Annotated in this window: 16 protein-coding genes; 5 read left to right on the top strand and 11 right to left on the bottom strand. The window is 41.5% G+C overall.

The annotated features are described in order from the left end of the window. Window positions 1–499: 499 nt before the first annotated feature. On the bottom strand, window positions 500–2,218 hold the full coding sequence (locus UYI_RS31700) for a thioesterase domain-containing protein (RefSeq protein WP_085948342.1): 1,719 nt from the start codon (window positions 2,216–2,218) through the stop codon (window positions 500–502). Between the two features lie 207 nt (window positions 2,219–2,425). Further along, window positions 2,426–3,244, bottom strand: coding sequence for a reverse transcriptase family protein (locus tag UYI_RS0101220; RefSeq protein WP_016864874.1), 819 nt, complete (start codon window positions 3,242–3,244; stop codon window positions 2,426–2,428). A gap of 187 nt (window positions 3,245–3,431) precedes the next feature. On the opposite strand from UYI_RS0101220, the gene acsF reads away from it, so the two are divergent. Together acsF and UYI_RS0101210 are read left to right on the top strand one after the other, a co-directional pair. Then, window positions 3,432–4,508: a magnesium-protoporphyrin IX monomethyl ester (oxidative) cyclase gene (acsF, locus tag UYI_RS0101215; RefSeq protein WP_016864873.1), complete on the top strand. Its 1,077-nt coding sequence runs from the start codon at window positions 3,432–3,434 to the stop codon at window positions 4,506–4,508. Between the two features lie 171 nt (window positions 4,509–4,679). Beyond that, window positions 4,680–5,333 (top strand): hypothetical protein, encoded by a 654-nt coding sequence (locus tag UYI_RS0101210; protein WP_051035533.1) that lies wholly within the window; start codon window positions 4,680–4,682, stop codon window positions 5,331–5,333. A gap of 44 nt (window positions 5,334–5,377) precedes the next feature. On the opposite strand, the gene UYI_RS39500 is transcribed toward UYI_RS0101210, so the two are convergent. From UYI_RS39500 to UYI_RS0101185, 6 genes are all read right to left on the bottom strand, one after another. Then, a complete protein-coding gene (locus UYI_RS39500) occupies window positions 5,378–5,506 on the bottom strand; it encodes a hypothetical protein (RefSeq protein WP_268742077.1) in 129 nt (42 codons plus the stop codon). Window positions 5,507–5,516: 10 nt separating this feature from the next. Next, window positions 5,517–7,037: an FAD-dependent oxidoreductase gene (locus UYI_RS0101205; protein WP_016864871.1), complete on the bottom strand. Its 1,521-nt coding sequence runs from the start codon at window positions 7,035–7,037 to the stop codon at window positions 5,517–5,519. Window positions 7,038–7,386: 349 nt separating this feature from the next. Continuing rightward, on the bottom strand, window positions 7,387–7,854 hold the full coding sequence (locus UYI_RS0101200; protein ID WP_016864870.1) for a BON domain-containing protein: 468 nt from the start codon (window positions 7,852–7,854) through the stop codon (window positions 7,387–7,389). A 159-nt stretch (window positions 7,855–8,013) separates the two neighbouring features. Then, window positions 8,014–9,408 (bottom strand): general stress protein, encoded by a 1,395-nt coding sequence (locus UYI_RS38230; RefSeq protein ID WP_016864869.1) that lies wholly within the window; start codon window positions 9,406–9,408, stop codon window positions 8,014–8,016. A gap of 619 nt (window positions 9,409–10,027) precedes the next feature. Further along, the gene (locus UYI_RS0101190; RefSeq protein ID WP_016864868.1) at window positions 10,028–10,567 is read right to left on the bottom strand and encodes a DOMON-like domain-containing protein; all 540 of its coding nucleotides are present in this window, start codon (window positions 10,565–10,567) and stop codon (window positions 10,028–10,030) included. Next, complete coding sequence (locus tag UYI_RS0101185) at window positions 10,564–11,682, bottom strand: phosphotransferase enzyme family protein (RefSeq protein ID WP_016864867.1); 1,119 nt, start codon at window positions 11,680–11,682, stop codon at window positions 10,564–10,566. Before UYI_RS0101185 ends, UYI_RS0101190 begins: the two co-directional genes overlap by 4 nt. A gap of 166 nt (window positions 11,683–11,848) precedes the next feature. Here UYI_RS0101185 and UYI_RS0101180 point away from each other — a divergent pair, with 166 nt between their 5' ends. Continuing rightward, complete coding sequence (locus UYI_RS0101180; RefSeq protein WP_016864866.1) at window positions 11,849–12,268, top strand: XisH family protein; 420 nt, start codon at window positions 11,849–11,851, stop codon at window positions 12,266–12,268. Further along, a complete protein-coding gene (locus UYI_RS0101175) occupies window positions 12,256–12,591 on the top strand; it encodes a XisI protein (protein ID WP_016864865.1) in 336 nt (111 codons plus the stop codon). The genes UYI_RS0101180 and UYI_RS0101175 overlap by 13 nt, the downstream gene beginning before the upstream one ends. Before the next feature lie 68 nt (window positions 12,592–12,659). On the opposite strand, the gene UYI_RS0101170 is transcribed toward UYI_RS0101175, so the two are convergent. The 3 genes from UYI_RS0101170 to UYI_RS0101160 all read right to left on the bottom strand — a co-directional run bounded on the left by UYI_RS0101170 (window position 12,660) and on the right by UYI_RS0101160 (window position 15,292). Beyond that, the gene (locus UYI_RS0101170; protein WP_016864864.1) at window positions 12,660–13,175 is read right to left on the bottom strand and encodes a hypothetical protein; all 516 of its coding nucleotides are present in this window, start codon (window positions 13,173–13,175) and stop codon (window positions 12,660–12,662) included. 180 nt (window positions 13,176–13,355) lie between these two features. Further along, on the bottom strand, window positions 13,356–13,946 hold the full coding sequence (locus UYI_RS0101165; protein ID WP_026085678.1) for a Uma2 family endonuclease: 591 nt from the start codon (window positions 13,944–13,946) through the stop codon (window positions 13,356–13,358). Window positions 13,947–14,110: 164 nt separating this feature from the next. Next, window positions 14,111–15,292 (bottom strand): n-acyl-d-glucosamine 2-epimerase, encoded by a 1,182-nt coding sequence (locus UYI_RS0101160; protein WP_016864862.1) that lies wholly within the window; start codon window positions 15,290–15,292, stop codon window positions 14,111–14,113. 233 nt (window positions 15,293–15,525) lie between these two features. On the opposite strand from UYI_RS0101160, the gene UYI_RS0101155 reads away from it, so the two are divergent. Beyond that, the gene (locus tag UYI_RS0101155; RefSeq protein ID WP_016864861.1) at window positions 15,526–17,865 is read left to right on the top strand and encodes a cation:proton antiporter; all 2,340 of its coding nucleotides are present in this window, start codon (window positions 15,526–15,528) and stop codon (window positions 17,863–17,865) included. The last annotated feature ends 16 nt before the right edge of the window (window positions 17,866–17,881 follow it).

Here is a 17,881-nt window from a genome sequence, read left to right as displayed (position 1 = left end):
AACAACCCTACCCTTACCTTAAGCCACTTCGTGTCTACGGGTTCGCCAGTCCCCCTACCCTTACCTTAAGCCGCTACCTGCGGAAGCCGCTTCGCGTCTACGCGTCTACGTGACGGAGACCGCCTTTTTGGGGGGCTGGTCTCACCAACAACCAACAATCAACAATCAACAATCAACAATCAACTACTAACCACTAAATAGTTAGTAATCACCGTTATATTTACTAAGATAGGTAACACTATTTTAAGTTTTACCATACTTTGGTAGATAAATATGCTGACTTTGATATCGTAAATAGAATCCTTAAAAATAAGGCATCATTTAAAATGAACGACTCAAAAACTCCAAATCAACTAAATCAGTCTCTGGTCATGGGAGCATTAGTAGTGCTGACTAGTGCTAGCGTTATTACGTTGATGAGTTTGTTTTAAGACAAAGATTAAAATTTTAGTAAACAAAGTTTACAAAAGCCCTTTCAGTAATGAGTGGGCTTTTTACATTATTTACAGCATGAATTCAAGCAATCTCTCAATTTTTCCCCCAAAAACTTTACATTAGCTCTGACAATGTTGTTATGATCACCAGGGATGGAATGAATCTCCACTTCAGCTATTCCCCCCCAACCTAAATTGCGATCGCTTCCAAGCCACCAAATCTGTTCTTGGCTTCGGAAAAGGGTGATCTTGCCTGAGTATGGTTGTGGGTGATAGTCTCTGACAGCTAGTCGTTGAGTTTCAAAAACAGCAGCTTCTCTTGAATTTATATTTTGTTCTAGAGGTACAAGTGGTGATTTTTCTGCAACACTACCTACACTGAACCTATTGCCTATCTCCCCAATCTTTTGCAGGCGCTGCTGCACCCCCATAAATAAGTAGTTAAATTTCTCTTTTGGTTCGATTTGTAAAAAATTATTCCAATGACGAGAAATCCATTGACTAAATGACAATTTATGAAAATATTTAGGGCTACAGGTGTCAAATAACCCCAAAAACGCCACCTTCTCCCCTTGGGCTACCAGTTGCTGTGCCATTTCAAAGGTGATCACACCTCCAGCAGAAAAGCCAGCTAGCAAATAAGGCCCCTTTGGTTGAACAGTGCGAATACCTTTGATGTATTCAGATGCCATATCCTCTATTTTAGTTTGGAAAGGTTTTTTACCATCTAATCCGTGGGGTTGTAAGGCATAAACTGGCTGGTCTACATCTAAATAACGGGCTAAGTTGTGGAAGACAAGAACGTTACCATCAGCACCGTGTACGCAGAATAGCGGTGGCTTATCACCATGAGTTTGAATTGGGATAAGCGGTTGCCAAAGTGCTTGTGATTCTTCCTGCTGGAGAATTTTGGCCAGTTGTTCTATTGTTGATGTTTGCAAGAATACCGATAGAGGCAGACTTTTGCCAAATTTCTGTTCAATTTTTCCTAACAAGCGCAAAGCAACCAAGGAATGACCGCCCAAATCGAAGAAATTGTCTGTGATACCTACAGGCTGAATGCCTAAAACTTCTTCCCAAATCTCTGCTAGCTGCGATTCTACATGATCTCGTGGTGTCGCCAAGTTTTTTACCATCTGGGAGCGATTCTGATCTGGTGCTGGTAAGGCGCGACGGTCTACTTTGCCATTTGGTGTTAGGGGTAGGGAATCTAGGATCACAAACGCCGATGGCAGCATGTAATCTGGTAGTGTTTGTTTGAGGAAGTTGCGGAGTTCGCTAACCGTGACTGCTGGTTCTCCATTAGGGACAATGTAAGCTACTAAGCGCTGATCACCCGGAATATCCTCACGGGCCATCACTACGCTTGTTTGTACACCAGGGTGTTGCAAAAGCTTCGTCTCGATTTCTGGTAACTCAATGCGGAAGCCGCGAATTTTGACTTGGTGATCAATACGACCAAGGAATTCGATGTTACCGTCACTTAAGTAACGCGCTAAGTCCCCTGTTTTATAAAGACGTTCAAATGAATTTAGGGGGTTGAGAATAAACTTCTGTGCTGTTAGTTCCGGACGGTTGAGATAACCCCGCGCCAAACCCATACCACCGATATAAAGTTCGCCGGGTTCTCCAACAGGTACGGGTAGCAAATCAGAGTCTAGGATGTAAATTTTGGTGTTAGCGATCGCACAACCTATGGGAGCAGTCACATAATTAGTGTTGCGTTGACACCTCCAGTAGATAGAATCAATAGAAGCTTCTGTAGGCCCATAGCAGTTATGCAGAAATCATTTGTGAAAAACAAGATCCCCGACTTTTCTAAAAAAGTCGGGGATCTGGGCGATGTGATTGTTTACAACTCAAATAGGATTTCTATACGTGGTTCTAACCCTTAACTTCTCCTACACCCCTACACCCTCACACCCATTTTCCAGACAGATATGAACATCTATATCTTCCCTCCTAACCTAAGGTGGAGTTTAAATCTTCACCTAGAGATTTTTGGATGCTTGACCCTTGATTTTGTGTAGCGATTTAATACGTTTTACCTGCTGCTGCAACTCTGCTCCTTTTTCCGGATTCACCATTGCGACAAAATTAGCAAAGCCAGTAATAGCAGCAATTAAATTCGGAGAATTACCCCAATGTTTGCCTTCTAAACCATCTTTTTCTATTTGGTATAAAGTAGCGCGAAATTGTTTTAATGTTTTCTTAGAAATATTGAGCTTATTGTTAACTACTACTCCTGTAACTTCCTGCTGGCGGGATTTCCGAAGAATGCGGGTTTTTTCTTGATTGAGCGTAAAACCCTCATGAGTCACAATTGATTCTGTACGTTTGATAATATTACAGATATAACGCTGACTATCACCAACCGCAGAAAAGGTGAGGTCATCGGCGTAACGAGTGTAAGTAAAGCCGAATTTTTCTGCCATCGCAGTTAATCTGCGGTCTAAGCGACGACACAACAGGTTAGTAATTACCGGGCTTGCTGGCGAACCTTGGGGAAGATGCCTTTCCCCCAGTGCAACATAATATGTCTTGCCATCTAGTTCTAATTCCTCAACCTCGGCGGCGGTACACAGCAAACCAAAAATTGTCGCAGCTGCTTCTGAATAACCAAAAGATTGAAAAAGTCCTTTGACGCGCTTGTAAGAAATCGAAGGAAAAAAGTCTTTGAGGTCAAAGTTAATAATCACATCAGCACCAACATGAGGAGTGGCGTTAGTGACAATAGAACGTTGGGCACAAAAACCATGAGCAGCGTCGTGAACTGCTATTTTTTTGAGAATATTTTCACCAATCCCCAATCCCCAATCCCCAGTCCCCCAATTTGTTGCAACTCTTAATGTTTTATCCCTCTCCTGTCACGCCATGCCTTGGTAGACTGATTTTTAATACACAAAATGCATTATTCTGTCTGTTGCACCGCCTGAAAGCAAAAACCTTGGCTTTCTAGGGCATTGAACAATAAAAAAACACAAGAGCAATCACAACATGGTAGATTCCCTAAAAAAACCAGGTTTTGAAGAATTGCGTCCAGGAATTAAAGTCCCGGCAAAAGAAACCCTGTTAACACCCCGGTTTTACACCACAGACTTTGATGCGATGGCGCAGATGGATATCTCCGTCAACGAAGATGAATTAAGAGCCATCCTAGAAGAGTTCCGCGCTGACTACAACCGCCATCACTTTGTTCGGGATGCGGAGTTTGAACAATCCTGGGATCATATTGACGGGGATACTCGCCGCTTATTTGTTGAATTTTTAGAGCGTTCTTGTACAGCAGAATTTTCTGGCTTTTTGCTGTACAAAGAACTCAGCCGCCGCCTCAAGGACAAAAGCCCTGTCTTGGCAGAGTGTTTCGCCCTGATGTCGCGGGATGAAGCACGTCATGCTGGTTTCTTGAATAAAGCATTGGCAGATTTTAATCTGTCTCTGGATTTAGGATTTTTGACTAAGAGCAAAAATTACACCTATTTCCAGCCGAAATTTATCTTCTACGCTACTTATCTTTCAGAAAAGATTGGTTACTGGCGCTATATCACTATTTATCGTCATCTGGAAGCACATCCAGAAGACCGAATTTATCCAATTTTCCGCTGGTTTGAAAACTGGTGTCAGGATGAAAACCGTCATGGGGATTTCTTTGATGCTGTGATGAAAGCGCAGCCGCAAATATTAAATGACTGGAAGGCGCGGTTGTGGTGTCGGTTCTTCTTGTTATCAGTGTTTGCGACGATGTATCTCAACGATATTCAGCGTCAAGACTTCTATGCTGCTATTGGGTTGGATGCACGGGAATATGACAAGTATGTGATTGAGAAGACAAATGAAACTGCTGGACGGGTTTTCCCAGTAATGCTGGATGTTAATAATCCGGAGTTTTACGATCGCTTGGAAATTTGTGTGAAGAACAATGAGAAATTGACAGCGATCGCTAATTCTAATACTCCCAAGTTTTTACAGTTCTTCCAAAAGCTGCCTTATTACATTTCCAATGGTTGGCAAACTCTGCGCTTGTATTTAATGAAACCTATTGACGCAACTCTTGCTGAGGGTACTGTGCGCTAAGTTCTCTAGGTTTTGCTAAAAATTAAGTGGTTCTGCTGAAGGCAGGGCCACTTTTTTTATTAACCGCCATGACGCCATAGACGCGTCAGCGGCTTCAAGGTAAGAGTAGGACGCCAAGGAATGAGAGACCAGTTGAGAGACCAGTTGTCTATTTTTTGTTTTGGATTGGGTATGAGTTTGCTTTTGGTAGCTAACCCTGGTTGGTGTGAAACTCCTAGTAAGTCTGCCCAGGATTTGGATTTAAGTCCAGAGGTGATTAAAAAGAGTCCTGTTTTGCAGCGCTGGCGACGGGAAGTACCGAATGTATTAGAGGAAATTCAGAATGATCCCAGTTTTCGTACTAAGGTACGGCTCGGCTATTCTCGGTTTACTTCTTGGGAACAGGGAGGGGGAATAATTTTTGGTGTAGAAGATGTATTTATCGGTCGGAGTGGTTTGACGGTGAGTGCTGAGTATGAGTCAGCATTCAACGGTAAGCATGAGTCTTATGGTGGCAATTTATATTATTATCTACGTCCTTTGGGTAGCTATGTTAATTTTGCACCCTTGGTAGGATATCAAAATTTACGAACTAATGATTATTCTACAAATGGGGTAAATGTAGGTATCAAGTTGCTATTGGTATTATCTCGTGGTGGTGCGGCAGATATTTCTGTAACTCAAAGTTGGATGTCTCCCGGTAGTGAAGAAGAAGTGGGTTTAACAACGGCTGCAATTGGTTATGCGATAACTCGTAATCTACGCCTATCTACTGGTTTTAAGCAACAGACTTCACGACAATATCAAGATAGTAGTGTAGGAGTGGTTTTAGAGTGGATGCCATAATGTCAAGGGTCAAGGGTTAGTAGTTAGTAGTTAGTGGTCAATGGTTAATTGTTGGTAGTTGGTTGTTCACTACTCCCCACACCCCACCTCCCCATTGCCCCATCTCCCCATCTCCCCACAGCCCCTAATCCCCAGAGGGGACCGGTGAGTTCCCCATCTCCCCACCTCCCCACCTCATACTTATTAGCCTTGGTAACTTTCTAAATCTTTGACTGGTGGCCCATGCAACACTTTGCCATCACAGTCATAACGTCCACCGTGACAGGGACAGTCCCAACTTTTTTCGGCGCTGTTCCAATTGACAATACAACCTAGATGGGTGCATGTTGCTGAAATGGTGTGAAGTTGTCCCTGTTGATCGCGGTAGGCAGCTATTTTTTTACCATCAATTGTAAGTAGCTTCGCTTCATCTTTTGCTACTGCTGACAAAGAAGAATCATCAAGTCCCTTGAGGCGATCGCCTACCCAATGAAATCCTACCTCTAGGTTATTCTTGAGTGATTCGGTGGTTAAAAATGGAGTTGTACGCGTAGAATCGTAGAGTTTTAACCAATTATTTTCTCTTCCTAAAATTAAATCTGAAAGCAACATTCCTGCTAGTGTACCTTTGCTCATACCCCAGAGGCTAAATCCTGTTGCTACGTAGACATTCTTACTAAAGGGGGTAAGTTTACCAATATAAGGTAGCTGATCAAAAGACACCATATCCTGTGTAGACCAGCGATACTCAAATTGGTCTACTCTAAAACGGGAACGAGCGTAAGCTTCTAGTTTTTGGTAACGTTCTTCGGTTTCGGTAACAGTGCCAACTTTATGTCCGCCGCCACCTACTAATAACAGCAATCCGCCATCGGGAGCAGGAGTTGTCCGAATTGAATGATAGTCGCTGCCAGTACCAATATACATTCCTTCCGGCGCTCTTGCTGGGTCTATGCGAGCAGCAATGATATAGGAACGCTTGGGATAAGTCTTAGCAAAAAATAGTCCTTGATTCAGAATTGGTAAATTAGTAGAAACAATTACATTTTGTGCCTTGACAGTTCCTGTCGCTGTTACTACCTGACAGGGAGTACCTTCTTCGACGTTTTCTACACGAGTATTTTCAAATATATAACTGCCATTACCATCAATTAATTTCGCAAGATGCAACAAATATTTACGAGCATGAAATTGAGCTTGGTTATCAAACTTAATAGCTCCAGCAATAGCAAATGGTAAAGAAGTTTCTGTCACAAAGGAGGCTGGCAATCCTAAATTAACTGCTGCTTCTACTTCTTTTTTGATATCATCCAAATTCTCTGCTGTTTCTGCAAAGGTATAAGCACTTCTACGACTAAAATCACAATTGATATTTTCTTCTTCTACAAATCTTGCTACTCTTTCAATAGCAGCTTGATTAGAATCTGCATAAATTTGCGTTTTTTTCTCACCAATTTCCTTAATCAATTGAGCGTAAATTAATTGTTGAAGTGAAGTAATTTTTGCTGTTGTATGTCCACTAACACCTGTTGCAATCTGTTGTGAATCAAGAATTGCCACAGTTTTTCCGGCACGCTTGAGGAGCATACCAGCTGTTATGCCGACAATACCTCCTCCCACAATTGCCACATCAACTGATATGTCATGTGTGAGAGATGGAAAATTAGACATAGAAATACTTGAAGCAATCCAATATGAGATTGCTTTTCCAGGTAGTTGAGACATGATTATTTCAAGAGTAATGTGTAAATTATTTATATATTTCTAAATATATAAATAATTTATTAAAACTTTCATCCCTCAAGGGGTAAACAGATTACCCATAAATTTCTCTATCAGAAGGAAGAAGTAATATTATGTCTGCTTGAACACTTGTATTATCCGTTGGGATCGATCATAGGTAATTGGTTTTTCCCATTACTAATTACCGACCTTCACAGATATGAGCTATCAAACTTGTACTATGTGAAAATGGTCAAATAGAAAAATGATTTTCTACTTGACCACCAACACTCAACTAATTAGGAATTATTTAGAAAATATTGTTTTTTACTTGCCGTAGTTCTTAACTACTTTAGGTTTTTGGTTTAGCAACTGTAGCTTTAACATTCACAGTTGTTACACCTTTGATTTCCTTAGCTAAACGTTCAATTTTAGCTAGCTCTTGTTGATTTGTCACTGTTCCTGAAACTGTTACAACACCACCCTCAGCAGCCTCAACTGTTAAACTACCTCTGGGAATATTTGCCTCCAACTTAGAGCGGACTTCACTAGCAATGTTGTCTGGATTTCTGTTTTGAGCGCTACCTTCATTAAAGATATTGTTTCGCTGTTCACGAGCGCGAATATCCTGATTTAGTTGTCTTCTGCGAAGTTCGCTTTGGGCATCTTCTTGAGCTTCTTGAGTTTCTTCAGGCGCTGGTGTTTGTGTTTGTACTACATCAGTGTTAACAGGTGCGGTCTGGCTTGTTCTAGCACCATCATTACAAGCAGCAGTAAATATTAAAAGACCACTGATTAAGAAGAAAGTTAGCTTGTTCATTTGTTTAAGTTTTAATAGTAATACGAGAAATTAAAACAGAATAATTGAGTGAAAAGAGTAACTTTTCCAAGGTAGAAAATAGGAAATAACAGGAAAAACTTTATTCTCAATTCTGAATTGCTAATTGTTCTGCCCAATTTCCTATTTCCTTAGTTCCTTTTACTTAAATGTTTCGTCCCGACGGTCAATAATAATGACTTTGGGTTCCTCCACTCCTAATTCCGGATGCACGGGAGTAGCAACATAATCTGTTGCTGTGGGATCAAAAATCTCCCAATGTTGAATTCCGTGACGATTGAGAATGGCAGCAGCACGTTCGATGTCTGCGTCAGTACCACTCACAACTACTATATAATCGCCGTTGTGGAAACGTTCGTTGTAGAAACGAGCGCGATGATCTGGAAGTCTCCATCTGTTGATATCAAAGCGATCGCTCACACTTACCCCTGGGAAACTGTCTCGTCCCAAATCCCTATGAACTAAGGAAATTTGACTCAAGGGAAAGCCAGCAGCCCGCAAATCGTTAATGGCTGCTTCTGCATGACGCAGATTGGAGAAGTAACCAATAGCGTGTTTGTGAGTTACACCTAAATCTCGACTGGGGGTAGCCGTGTAATCTACTGTGGGGTCGAAAATTTCCCAATCTCGAATTCCATGACGATTGAGAATGGCAGCCGCACGTTGGATGTCTGCATCTGTACCGCTAACAACCACTACATAATCTCCGTGATTGATGCGATCATGATAGAAACGACTACGATGATCTGGTAGTCTCAATTTCAGGTTGTGAATGGCATCATCAAAGTGATCGCGTAAAGTTACACCACTAAAGCGATCGCGTCGCGACAAATCTCTGTGCATTAAGGAAATTTGACTCAAGGGGAAACCCACAGCCCGCAAATCGTTAATAGCTGCTTCCGCATCTTCCAGACGCGAGAAGTAACCAATGGCGTGTTTGTGAGTTACACCCAAATCCCGTGCGGGAGTAGCGGTATAATTCGCTGTGCCAACAGGTATGTTATATATCTCAAACTCTTCAATTCCCCGGCGTCGGAGAATTGCTTCTGCCCTAGCAATTTCCTCATCCGTGCCATCTATGATGACTAAGTAATGCCCTCGCCCTACTCGTTCATTATAAACTCTGGCTCGTTCTTCGGGAATTCCCAAACCAATCAAAGCCCCAAGCAAACCACCAGCTACTGCACCAATTCCAGCCCCAGCTAGAGTTGTAGCTAGGGTTGTTGCAGCTGCTCCAGCCAGCATAATTGGGCCAATTCCAGGGATTGCCAAAGTCCCAAGCCCAACTAATAAACCAGTCAGTCCACCTAAAACACCACCAGAAACTGCTCCAGCTGTTGCTCCTTCATCAGCTTTATTACCAATGTTCTCTGTTACTTCAGCGCCGGCTATCTGATCATTGTGATCGGCATCACGCACTACGACAGATACTCTGTCCATTGGAAAGCCAGCATCTCTCAATTCATTTAGGGCTGCTTCTGCATCACGACGATGAGAAAACACCCCTACAGCACGTCTATGTATACCTACAACCATATTTATTTACCACCAAAAAAATTATTTATTTTTAAATGTGAATTAAGGCATGTAACTTTATTAAGCTTTTTATTGTTTAATAATTCATCAATCACTTGGAATAATTTGACATATATACTTTGGTATAAGTCACATATACATCCAAAGAAATAGGTATATATTTTATAAAAAAGAAATCTGGATATTATTGATTAATTCTAATAAATAATATTCATACTAAATGTTCTTTTTAGTAAGTCTATATTTTAAATAGGTATTTTTATTTTCATTATATGAACTTACTTATAAATTAATAACTAAGTACGTGAAGACTCAGATTTAAATGAAAATTTAAGTTTAGGTATTCCACTTTCCTTTAAGCGACTTTATAAGTTTTGACTCTTCGCGAGGCGTTAGATCCCCGACTTTTTTAAAAAGTCGGGGATCTGGGCAACCTATCAAAATCTATTTGGTGAACTAGTAGTTTCAGGATGTACTCAGCTGCGTTCATGCTCATACTCTGTAGTTACTAAGTTAAGTTCCTACAGCTAATATTCCCGGCTTTGGAAGCTAGGATAACAGTATATGAAACTTATCTAGTTGCTTATTTCAGTTGACTTCGTTTCCATAACAACACATCTCACAACTCAATCATAAAACTATCTCGTAGGTGAAAATCAGCCTCTTTACCGTGATGAGTTAACGCCCAATAACTTACTTCACTATCTCTGTATTTAATAACAGTAGTAATCGCAACTTCAAGGACTTGCTCTTTTGAGACGATACCACTCAAATCCATATTTAAAGTAAGCACTAAAGTATCTGATTGATGCTGGACATTAAACGGCAGGGTTGTAAAGGCTGTTTCCTCTTGCATACCTTGACGGTATCCATCAAAACGATAAATATTCCAGTGTCCAGCTGGGGAAAGGTTGAATTCCCAATACTGTTGCGAGTCTTTGATGCCTAAGAAGAACTCAAAGCAGGTGTCTTCCCAAAGTTCATGCTTGCGCTGAGGTGTATCTGATAGTGGGGCGATCGCAATTTCTTCTAAGTCACCAGAAAGTGTGTAGCAGAGATTGAGTTGATTACCATATCGCCCAATATTGCCTGTGATTTGTAAATTAGGCAGCGAATTGTTAGCAGCGAAAGGTTGCAGCGAAAATTTTTGCTTATTCATTTCATATCCCGAATAATTTTGCGAATGCTTGCTTCCTGAGATTCAATGCTTTCAGTTAACTTAAACTGAACAAGCGCCCTCGCCAAGTTGTGTTCTGGGTACTTGACTTTGAAATAGACATTCCCGGCTAGATAGTCCGCAAAAAACCGCAGTCCTAATTCAAAGGCGATGAGACGGATCGCGTCGTAGATATAGGTATAGTCATTTTCTGTAAGAAATTCCTTGGCGACAGAGAGATAACCCTGGAGAATTCCCTGACATAGTTCTGTATCAAAATAAACGCTTTCCCACTCTTCTGTTTCTTCTCCAGCAGGATTACAGCCCGATCGCAAACAGTCGCCAATGTCGTAATGTATCAAACCAGGCTTAACGGTATCGAGGTCTATGACACTCACAGCTTGGTTAGTACTAGTATCAAACATGACGTTATTGATTTTGGGGTCGCCGTGCATTAGACGCAAAGGTAGTTTGCCTGTAGCTTTGGCATTTTCCAGAACATGGGCAAAATTTTGGCGATCGCTCACAAACTGCAAGCAATAATTTACTTCTGGGGATTGACACGGGCTAGTTTTCGCTAAAACTTCGTTGTATTGCTGAAGGTAAAGCGGCGTAATATGGAAACCTTCGAGGGTGTCGGCGAGTCTTTCTGGGGGCAAGTCGCTGATCAGATTGTGGAACATTCCCAAGGCATAGCCAATTTCTTTGGCTTGTTCCGTATTTTGCATTGTGTCAAAAGATTGCGAGTCTGCAATAAAACTAATTGCCCGCCAGAACGAACCTTCAGTATCTCTGCAATAATCTTGACCATCTTTGGTCAGTAGTACGCGTGGCACTTCCCAACGACGATTGAGGGGGTGAAGTTGTAACCGATTGCGAACATGTTCAGTGAAAGTACACATGTTCTGCATAATCAACTGTGGCTGACGAAATACCTGTGTATTGATGCGTTGCAAGATAAAATGCTTTTCATCTGGAGAATCTAGTGTAACTAGAAAAGTGTCATTTATATTACCACTTCCAAAGGACTGAACAGTTGTAACCTTTCTCTGAAGAGTAAATTGATCAGCAATATTAACAAGATTGTCTGTGTTCTGTGTTTTGAGATACTTGCTCATATTCTTGTACAACTCCCCACATAATTGCACAAAGGCAATAGGGGATATATTAGCGCAAGTGTCACACCAGGTTTGATAAATAAAGCGTTAATATCCTTAAGAATAGTCAAGGATTTCTTACGATATGCTACTGATTTAAAATCAGGTTATAAGTATGTGAGGAGAAATGTCAGCCAAAGACCGATTTCATGAAGCAGTCAAAAAAGGTCTTCAGAAACAGCAATGGGTTATTACACATGACCCTTTAAGAATTGAGTTTGGTGAGGAGGATGAAGTTAGAATTGATTTAGGAACAGAGCGATTGTTAGCAGCAGAAAAAGCAGGAGAAAAGATTGCAGTAGAAGTCAAAAGTTTTTTGAGTGACTCAGCATTGTTTGATTTTCATATGGCACTAGGTCAATTTTTGAATTATCGTCTAGTTTTAGAAGCAAGTGAAAGAGAACGCAGCCTATATTTAGCAGTACCAATTGCCGCTTATGAGTCATTTTTCCAACGTGATTTACCCCAAGCATCAGTGCGGCAGTATCAAGTCAAGCTGATTGTATACGATCCAGTGGATGAGGTAATAGTCAGATGGATAAACTAGCATTTTATCGTCAGTGTATTCAAGAACTATTAACCGAGTACAGCAAGTGTACACCCATAAATGGTGAAATTGAGGTGCAAACAATTTTTGATAAGGAACACGATCATTATCAAATTGTTGATTTGGGATGGGATAAACATCGCCGCATCTACAATTGCGTCATGCATTTGGACATTAAAGACGGTAAAATCTGGATTCAACGCAACCAGACTGATAAGTTGCTTGCTGATGAATTAGTAGCAATGGGTGTGCCAAAGAAAGATATTGTGTTGGGATTACAGCCTGTCTATGCAAGAGAATATACAGGATATGGTGTGGCGTAGGGGTAACAAAATCTTGAGTCACCAAAAGATATTGCACAGGCGATCGCTCGTGTAGATAATTAATTCAGTTAGCAGTCTAAGCTTAAACTAGAGCGATCGCTTTCTAGCTGTCTTTTCATCTTTCTGCACCATTCACTGACTGCCCTTGCCAGTATTTCTCCTTCACTAGCAGCACTTTCTGCAACAGCTAAAAAGTCATCAACTGCTTCAGTAGGTGAACCTGGGTGTGACTTCACCATGCCATGTATGGCTTTATTTCTCAAAATCCGCCACTGATCCACTGCTTCTTGAAGATTAGATCGTCCCATAGCGGCAATCGGCATAGGGTGTGATTTCTTCCATAACTTGAGCAATTCGTAAAAATTTGGATATTTATAAACTTCTGTTGGTTGCTTAATTTCTCCAACAAATACTAGATAGTTAATCAGACGGTCTGTAATGATACTCTCCTCAAGCGTGATTGCTTCAAAGAAGAAACCTTCTTGGCGGGCTAATTTGATCCGCGTCCATGCTTCTCTGTAACTAAGATATTTGGTTGCATTCCCTTTGGGAGAGATTGTAGGGGATTGGGATTTTTTTGCCATCACTAATTATACCTTTGTTTTTTTCAGTATACTGATATCTACCAAAAATGCAAAGTATATCCGGAAACAAAGGGATAACGTGAGAGCTAATCTATAGCTAGCAAAGCAAATGTTGAGTATTGATTTCAGTTTGTAAAAATCTATATACAGACGGCCCCAAAAAGTATTCTGTCTAAATAGTTACTCAGCAACATCACCCATTGGAAAAATCCGACTCAAATCCAATAACACATCTTCAAACCCAGGAATAGGCACAGACTCATTCGCTAAAGAAATTTGCTTGCTGAGATAATTAAACTGACCTTGAATATTTTGATAAGGCTCTTTGTAACGCTCTAATTGACGAGTATTTAAATCCACAATCCAATAATTAGAAATTCCGGCTTCGGCGTATAGTTCTAACTTCTTTGTTTGGTCATATATCAATGTAGAATCTGAAATTTCGACAACCAAAAAAATATCTTCGGGGTAAGGATGATGAGCCAGATAATCCTCATCTTGTCCGCGTGCAATCACGACATCTGGTTCTGGTTCACTTTGATTTGGTAGTGTAATTGGATCTTGTCCACGAATAACAGCGCGATCGCCTAAAATTCGATCTAGTTGACGGCACAAAATAGAATTACAAACTGTGTGTGGTCTTCCCTTTGCAGTCATTTGGATCAGTTCTCCCCGAATTAACTCAATGCGATCGCCCTCCCTCAGAAATCCAAGTTCAATCAACCGATGATATTCGTCAATTGTGAATCGCTTCGGTGTAACAACATTCATAAAGACACCCATCAGATAAATCTGTTTTTACTCTAGCTTCCCAACACAGGCTAAACAGGATCATCCCAATTATTTGAAAACACAAAACCCAGTAACTCTGACTAACACTCTGCGTCCCTTTGCGTAAACCTCTGCTACCTGGTGCGTTTAAAAGATACTCCTAGCTAAACTGACTGCGAACTCAACGCCTCAAACTGCTGCCAACAAATATACATAGCACGTGGCACATGAAAACATCCCTTCCACTTGCCACCTTTAAGATTCAACAGCACTTCCCCACGCCGATTGAGATAACCAAACCACTCACCGAATTCAGGATCGGCAAAGTGCGACCAAGCGTAATCATGTACTTTTTGATACCATTGCCAACATGCTTCCCGCCCCGTCAAACGATAACCCATTACCAACGCAACCAATGATTCTAAATGCACCCACCACAGCTTTTGATCCCATTCCAGTTGTTGTGGAGGATGACCGTCTGCATCCATAAAATAATACAAACCACCATATTCATCGTCCCAAGCAAAATTGAGAATATTTAACACCACATCAACAGCTTGATTAATAGTTTTAGTATCATTTTGGCGACGGGCAATGTCCATAATAAACCACATCGCTTCAATACCATGACCGGGGTTAATTAACCGTCCATCAAAACAATCAATATGTGAACCATCGGGAGCAACACTTTCGTACATTAGCCCCTTTTCTTGATCTAAAAAATCAGTCATCACTTCCTGAACAGTTGCAGCTAAAACATTTTCCAGAATTTCACTAGATAGCAACCATTCCATTTCTAAAGTTAGGTTAGCCAAAATCATTGGCACAGCTAAAGATTTCATCGGGCGTGTGCCGGGATAGGTTTTGGTATATTTACCTTTGGGATTATCTTTCCGCCGCAAAACGTTATTGTAAGCTTGGATTGCCACATCTTTTGCCCAATCTTCACCGCTAGCGAGGGCATATTGACTAAATGCCATTGCCGCAAAGCAATCAGAAAAGATATTATAGGGCTGCACTAGTGGTTCACCTGCCCGAGTAAGTGCAAAGTACCAGTTACCATCAGCATCTCTACCATGTTGGGCGAGAAAATTAGCACCGTTGCGAGCAATATTTAACCAATTTTCGCGTTTTTCTAGCTGATTACAAAGCATCGAAAAAGTCCATACTTGGCGGTTTTGCAGCCAGATAAATTTGTCTGGATCGTAAACTTTACCCTCACGATCCAGACAGGTAAAATAACCGCCGTACTCCCAGTCCAAAGAATGTTTTTCCCAAAAAGGAAGTACATCGCCAAGGAGAGTGTTTTTGTAAAGTTCTGCTAACGCTTTCAAGTCATATCCCATAAATTTCTTCCCCTTGTGTGCCAAAACCAACAGTGACAATTATCGCTTTCCTGTGGATGGGCTACAAGTTTCCTTGACAATTCATCTTGTTTATGCATATTACAAATAATCGCAGGGAACTACATAAAATCCATTTCAAAGCTGTTATTTCATTTACTGCGGAACTCTCCACAGCCATATGAAACTTTTGTATGCTGATTGTTAATAGGTCTTAATAGTTCTTTGAAAAACTTGTGCAAGAAGATTTTAGATTAATTGTTGATTTAGTGTCAGTTCTCGCTGTCGCCGCCTGCGGCGGACTTTTGGCGGCGCTTTTAAGACAACCTGTTTTACTAGGGTATCTGATTGGGGGGATTGTTATCGGTCCAACGGGACTGGGACTAATTAAAGAATTAATTCAAGTCGAGACTCTGGCACAGTTCGGCGTTGCCTTTCTATTATTTGCCTTGGGAGTTGAGTTTTCCTTTGCGGAACTCAAAAAAGTCAAAGCGATCGCCCTCGGTGGCGGTGGACTGCAAATTACCCTGACAATCGCAGTCACAGTTGTGGTGTGTGGTTTGACAGGGTTTTGGGGAACTTTACCAGCTAAGGGCGTGTTTTTGGGAGCAATTCTATCTTTGTCTTCCACAGCAGTTGTCCTCAAATGCTTGATGGAACGCAACGAAACGGAAACCCCCCACGGACAGGTGATGCTGGGAATTCTGGTGGTGCAGGATTTGGCGCTGGGACTGATGTTGGCAGTTTTGCCGGCTTTGCATCAACCAGGGGAATCGATTGTGATGGCGGTGCTGACAGCCCTGGTGCGGATTGGCTTGTTTGCAGGGGGTGCTGTGATCGCTGGGAAGTGGATTATCCCGCCTTTGTTGCGGATGTTAGCCCGCACAGAAAGCCGAGAGTTATTTTTATTAGGAGTGGTGGCGCTGTGTTTGGGTATTGCCCTGTTGACAGAGTATTTAGGGCTGTCGATTGAAATGGGAGCATTTGTTGCGGGTTTGATGATCTCGGAAGTGGAGTATGCTGATCAAACCCTGACTTATGTGGAACCACTCCGAGATATTTTTGCGAGTTTATTCTTTGCCTCGATTGGGATGTTAATCGATCCAGTGTTTTTGTGGCAGAATCTGGAATTGATTTTGGGGCTAGTGGCGATCGCATTTATTGGTAAATTTTTGATTATCACACCGCTAGTCAAACTGTTTCGCTACCCTCTGAAAACGGCGTTAATTGCGGGGTTAGGACTAGCGCAGATTGGGGAATTTTCCTTTGTTTTGGCTAGTGAAGGACAGGCGCTAGGACTGGTTTCTCGGCAGATATATTTACTGATTTTGGGAACAACGGCAGTAACTTTGGTACTGACTCCTTTTGTGTTGCGGTTAGTACCGATTATTTTTGACTGGCTAGAATCGATGCCTTGGTTGAAGCCCTATTTCAGCAGCGAGGGTAAGCCGTTAGAAGTCGCGGAAGAATTACCAATTAAAGACCATATCGTGGTTTGTGGTTATGGGCGAGTCGGTAAAAATTTGGTGAAGTTGTTACAGCAACACGACTTGCCTGTAGTGGTAATTGACCAATCTGAACGTAGAATTCAAGAGTTACGTGAGGCGGGAGTGCCTTATGTGTATGGAAATTGTGTGAGTTTTTACGTTTTAGAAACTGCGATGGTTAGCCAAGCTAAAGGAATGGCGATCGCACTTCCTGATCCGATGAGTATTAGGCTTTGCCTGAAACGGGCTTTAGAATTATCTCCTGATTTAGATGTAGTAGTTCGTGCTACCAGCGATAAAAATATTGAAGTTCTTTACCAACTGGGTGCTAGGGAAGTTGTGCAACCAGAATTTGAAGCAAGTCTAGAAATGGCAACCTACATATTAAATGTATTAGGATTCTCAAGTGTTTTAGTACAACGGGAAATGCAAGAAATCCGCAACCGTCATTATTTAGACTTGCGTCCAGAACAATCAGCATCCCAAGTTTCTCGTCATTTGCGCCAGGCTACTCAAGACTTAAATAATCGTTGGTATACTTTACCAGAAACTTCACCTCTGATCGGTATGACTTTAGACGAAGCCGATATGCGCTACTTAACGGGGGTAAGTTTAATGGCTATTCGCCGCGCCAGTGGGGAAGAAATAGATTATCCCGATGCTAGTACTAAGTTGGAAAAAGGCGATCGCTTATTGGTAGTGGGTTCGGATGAAGAATTTGCAGCTTTAGAAGAATTTGCTCTTGGTAGGGCAGCTGTTCCTGGAGACAATAGTGCATGTCAGTGGGTAATAGTCAATGCTGATTGTCCAGTGCTTGGTAAAACTTTGGCAGATTTGAATATCCGCGAAAAATATGGGGTGCAAGTGCAATCAATGCGCCGCGAGGGTAAATTTATTCGCTTCCCCAATGGCAAAATGGAATTGCAAGTGCAGGATCAACTATTATTGTGCGGTAGTTTGACAAGTTTGAATCAACTAGAACAGTTATTTGCTCCGTTAAATTCACAATCGTTATCTGTTCCTGTTGTGAAAGCTAGTGAGGCGGAAGGGTTGAAAGAGTATTTGCCGATGGATAGTGTGATTGATTAAGCTTTTTATTCAGTTA

Origin of the sequence: Fischerella muscicola PCC 7414, from assembly GCF_000317205.1 — a bacterium.
Lineage (GTDB): Bacteria > Cyanobacteriota > Cyanobacteriia > Cyanobacteriales > Nostocaceae > Fischerella > Fischerella muscicola.
This window is presented reverse-complemented; position numbering and strand designations above follow the sequence as displayed.

Bases quoted from the DNA above. Each gene is read 5' to 3' on its own strand.
- acsF (WP_016864873.1), top strand. From the start codon at position 3,432: ATGGTAGATTCCCTAAAAAAACCAGGTTTTGAAGAATTGCGTCCAGGA.
- UYI_RS0101210 (WP_051035533.1), top strand. From the start codon at position 4,680: ATGAGTTTGCTTTTGGTAGCTAACCCTGGTTGGTGTGAAACTCCTAGT.
- UYI_RS0101205 (WP_016864871.1), bottom strand. From the start codon at position 7,037: ATGTCTCAACTACCTGGAAAAGCAATCTCATATTGGATTGCTTCAAGT.
- UYI_RS0101200 (WP_016864870.1), bottom strand. From the start codon at position 7,854: ATGAACAAGCTAACTTTCTTCTTAATCAGTGGTCTTTTAATATTTACT.
- UYI_RS38230 (WP_016864869.1), bottom strand. From the start codon at position 9,408: ATGGTTGTAGGTATACATAGACGTGCTGTAGGGGTGTTTTCTCATCGT.
- UYI_RS0101190 (WP_016864868.1), bottom strand. From the start codon at position 10,567: ATGAATAAGCAAAAATTTTCGCTGCAACCTTTCGCTGCTAACAATTCG.
- UYI_RS0101185 (WP_016864867.1), bottom strand. From the start codon at position 11,682: ATGAGCAAGTATCTCAAAACACAGAACACAGACAATCTTGTTAATATT.
- UYI_RS0101180 (WP_016864866.1), top strand. From the start codon at position 11,849: ATGTCAGCCAAAGACCGATTTCATGAAGCAGTCAAAAAAGGTCTTCAG.
- UYI_RS0101175 (WP_016864865.1), top strand. From the start codon at position 12,256: ATGGATAAACTAGCATTTTATCGTCAGTGTATTCAAGAACTATTAACC.
- UYI_RS0101170 (WP_016864864.1), bottom strand. From the start codon at position 13,175: ATGGCAAAAAAATCCCAATCCCCTACAATCTCTCCCAAAGGGAATGCA.
- UYI_RS0101165 (WP_026085678.1), bottom strand. From the start codon at position 13,946: ATGAATGTTGTTACACCGAAGCGATTCACAATTGACGAATATCATCGG.
- UYI_RS0101160 (WP_016864862.1), bottom strand. From the start codon at position 15,292: ATGGGATATGACTTGAAAGCGTTAGCAGAACTTTACAAAAACACTCTC.